Below are 4,148 nucleotides of genomic sequence, written 5' to 3' on the forward strand. Positions count from 1 at the left end.
GCGGATACGGCGGGCGGCGCCCTCGGCCTCGGCGGGCAGCCCGAGCCGGTCGCGGGTGTGCCGCCGGGCCGCCGGGTCGAAGGCGAACCGGGGCAGGTCGATGCCGTTGGGCACGACCGTCACCCGGGGCCCGGGCACGCCCCAGCGGGTGAGCCGGGCGGCGACCGTGGGGGAGACGGCGACCGTGGACCGGCCCAGCCGCTCGCCCAGGAGGTACAGCGCACGCACCCCCGCGGTGAGCGGCCGGCCCTCCATCTGCGAGTCGCCGAGCGAGTGCTCCGTGGCGACGACCGCCCGGACCCCGGCCAGCCGGGCGGCGATCCGCCCGTACAGGCAGGCCCGGTACAGATGGGTGTGCACGAGGTCGTACCGGCCGCGCCGGATGACCCGGGCCAGCCGGGGCAGCGCGGTCAGATCGCGGTTGCCGCTCATGCCGAGGTGCAGCACGCGCACCCCGTCGGCCGCCAGGCCCTCGGCCACCGGGCCGGGGTTGGTCAGCGTCACCACCTCGCAGGCCACCGGCAGGTGCCGCAGCAGCAGCCGCAGTTGCTGCTCGGCCCCGCCCACCCCGAGGCCGGTGATCACGTGCAGCGCCCTCACCGGGGCCCCTCGACGGGACGGCGGCGCAACCGGTGCAGCCGGTACTTCAGATACAGGCGCACGGCGGTGTCCCGCTGCCCGACGTACACGCGCGGCAGGGCGTGCGGGCCGGTCAGCCCGCCCGGGTCGATCGCGCAGGCGTAGCCGTAACCCGCCTCCCGTACGGCGGTCACGGCGCGCCGGTCGACCGTACCGTACGGATAGCAGAAGCCGGCGACGGGCCCGCCGGTCAGCTCCGCCAGCCGGGCGCGGCTCTCGGCGGTCTCGGCCCGCAGCAGGGCGTCGTCGGCCCGGGTGAGGTCGAGGTGGGTGAGGCCGTGCGAGCCGATCTCCATGCCCGCGTCGGCGGCGCGCCGGATGCCGTCGGCGGTCAGCAGCGGCCTGCGCGGGCCGAGCGGATCCCAGGCGTTGTTCCCGCCCAGCAGCCCGGGCAGTACGAACAGGGTGGCCGTGCACCGCCAACGGGCCAGCAGCGGAACGGCGTTGTCGAGGAAGTCGGCGTAGCCGTCGTCGAAGGTGAGGCCCACCAGGTCCCGGCCCTCGCCCCGCGCCCGGGCCGCGAGCAGTTCGGCCACCGACACCCCGCGCAGTCCCCGCCCGCGCAGCCAGCGCAACTGCCGTTCCAGCCGGGCCGGGCCGACGGTGACACGGTACGGGTCGTCCGAGCAGTCGCCGACCGAGTGGTACATGGCGATCCACGGGACCGGGCCGGGTCCGGTCCCGGGCGGGGAGCCGGCGTGGACGGGGGACTCAACGGAAGACGGCATGGGTGAGCCTTCGGGTGAGGGTGCGTACGGAACGGAGTGCGGGTGCCAGGTCCCGGGCGCCGAGGGGACGGCCGAGCAGCACGAAGACGACGGTCACGGTGGCGCCCCCGGCGGCGAGCCCGCCGAGCGGCGTCGTGGGCAGGCCCGCGACGAAGGTCCCGGCCGCGACGGCGGCCGCCGCCGCACACAGCGGCCGGCCCAGCGAGCGCAGCACGAGCCGGATCCGGGCGGGCACGCTGCGGCGCCGCAGGCCGGCGAGCAGCAGTAGGGCGGTGACGGTGATGCCGGTGGCGTTCGCGGCGGCGATCCCGGTGACACCCCACGAGCCGACCGTCCCGGCGCCGACGGACGAGGTCACGGCGATGCCCACGGCCATGGCGCCGACCGGGTACCAGGTGGCGCGGCCCGCCGAGAAGTACGACCGGACGAGGACGCCCGTCAGCGTCTGGCCGAGCAGTCCGAGGGCGTAGACCCGCATCACCTCGGCGGTCGCCGCGGTGTCCGCCGAGGTGAACGCGCCCCGCTGGAACAGCAGTCCGATCAGCTGCGGCGCGCAGGCCACGACCGCGGCGGCGCCGAACAGCACCAGTCCGGCCGCCAGCGCCAGATCCCGCTCCACCCGGCACCGCGCCCGCTCGGTGTCGCCCTCGGCCAGCGCCCGCGCCACCACCGGGAAGGTGACCGTGCACAGCATCATCGACAGCGTCATCGGGATCTGGGCGACCTTCTGCGCGTAGTTCAGGTGCGAGATGGCCCCGGCGGGCAGGCCGGAGGCGAGGAACCGCTCGATGAGCACCTGCGACTGGCGGCACAGCGCGAACAGCAGCACGGTGGCCATGACCGCGGTGTCCACGGGCCGCGCCCCGGCATCGGCTCCCTGCGGGGCGCCCGCCCCGCGCCTGCCGTACAACTGCCGTACCAGTGGTGGAAGTTGTACGGCGACCATCAGGCAGCCGCCCGCCGCGACCCCGAACGCGGCCGACCGAACGCCCCAGCGGCCGCCGAGGGCGTACATCGCCGCGACGATGCCGGTGTTGTAGGCGATGTAGATCGCGGCCGGTGCCAGGAAGCGGCGGTGGGCCCGCAGGGCCGCGCTGCAGTACCCGGCGAGGCCGAAGCTGAGCACACAGGTCGCGGTGAGCCGGGTGCAGTCCACGGCGAGGCCGGGATCGCCGAGGCCCGGCGCGAGCACCCCCACGAACCCGGGGGCGGCCAGGGCGATCAGGGCGCCCACCGCCGCGAACGCCAGCGCGAGTCTCGGCAGCGTCCCGGCGACCAGCGAGCGGACCGGGTCCCCGGGGGCGCCCTGCGCCCGGCGGGCCAGCGCGCCGCTGAACGCCGGGATCAGCGCGAAGGCCAGCCCGTCCTCGATGAGCAGCGTGGCCGCGAACTCCGGCACCGTCCACGCCACCAGAAACGCGTCCGTGTCCCGCCCGGCGCCGAACAACCGCGCCAACGACTGGTCCCGCACCAGCCCGAGCAGCGCCCCCGCCACCGACAACGAAGCCGTGACCAACGCGGCCTTCGCGAGAAACCGCCGAGTGGTTGGCGCGTGCTCGGGGGAGGGGGACGGCGGGCCGATCGGTTGCTGTGGGGAAGCGGGGGCGGGAACGGGGCTGGGCCCGTTCGGCCCCGTCGGCGTCCGGGTCGGCCTGCCTGCGCTCATCGGCATCGCAGGACCGCCTCTTCCGGCACGGTGTCGCACTCGGGGGTGCCGGAGCCGGTGGCGACGGTGTCGCTGCCCACCAGGGCCCACCAGGCGGTGAGGCCGAAGCAGACGGCTGTGAGCACGGTCGAGGGGCCGCCGATGTCGGCGTAGAGGAAGTCGACGAGCTGCCAGACCAGCAGCCCGCACGCGATCAGCGCGCAGTCCAGGCCGCGGCCGCCGGGGGCGCGGGAGCGCCACAGGCCGCGCACGGCGCACACCAGCAGCGCCAGCCAGCTGCCCGCGAGGCAGAGCAGCCCGAGCAGGCCCTGTTCGCCGAGCACCAGCAGGTACATGTTGTGCGGGGAGAGCAGCGGCTGCCGGTGGAACGCGACGCCGGCGCCCCCCGTGTCGCTGCCGGAGGACAGCGCGAGCGAGGCGTGCCCGTCGCGGTGGTCCGGGAAGCCCTTGAGGCCGACGCCGGTCAGCGGGTGCTCGCGCCACATGTCGACGGCCGCCGCCCACATCGTGTACCGGTCGGTGACCGACTGGTCGGGCGCGTCGGCGACCTGGCCGATGCTGTCCATCCGCTCCTGCAGCATCGCCGTGCCCACCCCGAACCCGCCCACCAGGACCACACACGCGGCCGCCACCACCGCGCCGACCTTCAGCGCCCTGCGCAGCCCGGCCAGCACCAGCTGCACGGCGCAGGTGACGGCGGTGGCGATCCAGGCGCCCCGGCTGAAGGACAGCGCCAGCGGCAATACGAGGGTGAGCGCGCAGACCGCCGCGATCACGCGCTCCCGCACGGCGCGACGGCCCAGCGCCAGCCCCACCGCGCACACCAGCCCGAAGGAGACGACCGTCGCCATGCCCATCACATCCGTCGCGCCGAAGGTGCCGACCGCGCGGAGGTCCTCGCCCTGATAGGAGGCGCCGGTCCCGGTGAGGTACTGGTGCACGCCGAGCGCGCCCTGCCACCCCGCGAGTGCCACCAGCGACCAGGCCAGCAGCCGCAGGTCGCGCCGGTCGCGGACGAGGAGCAGCGCGATGCGCGCGGTGCGGTTGGGGTCGTACTCGATGTGCGCGACCTTCGCCGGCACGCCGTCCTTGTCGTGACGACGGAAGTCGATCAC

General features: G+C 75.6%; 4 protein-coding genes. All 4 read right to left on the reverse strand.

The features are described 5' to 3' along the window. A partial coding sequence (locus ACWEN3_RS42695) for a glycosyltransferase (RefSeq protein WP_452983007.1) occupies positions 1-600 on the reverse strand: 600 nt, incomplete at its 3' end. After that, positions 597-1,367, reverse strand: a complete 771-nt coding sequence (locus ACWEN3_RS42700; RefSeq protein ID WP_452983010.1) for a polysaccharide deacetylase family protein — start codon at positions 1,365-1,367, stop codon at positions 597-599. The genes ACWEN3_RS42700 and ACWEN3_RS42695, both read right to left, overlap by 4 nt. Further along, positions 1,351-3,039: a murein biosynthesis integral membrane protein MurJ gene (gene murJ, locus ACWEN3_RS42705; protein ID WP_452983013.1), complete on the reverse strand. Its 1,689-nt coding sequence runs from the start codon at positions 3,037-3,039 to the stop codon at positions 1,351-1,353. Before murJ ends, ACWEN3_RS42700 begins: the two co-directional genes overlap by 17 nt. After that, positions 3,030-4,148, reverse strand: a 1,119-nt coding sequence (locus tag ACWEN3_RS42710) for an O-antigen ligase family protein (RefSeq protein WP_452983016.1), incomplete at its 5' end; no start/stop codon positions are given. The genes ACWEN3_RS42710 and murJ, both read right to left, overlap by 10 nt.

The organism is Streptomyces sp. NPDC004561 (assembly GCF_053602155.1).

Excerpts from the sequence above, each read along its gene's own strand:
- ACWEN3_RS42700 (WP_452983010.1), bottom strand. The coding sequence starts at position 1,367 with ATGCCGTCTTCCGTTGAGTCCCCCGTCCACGCCGGCTCCCCGCCCGGG.
- murJ (WP_452983013.1), bottom strand. The coding sequence starts at position 3,039 with ATGCCGATGAGCGCAGGCAGGCCGACCCGGACGCCGACGGGGCCGAAC.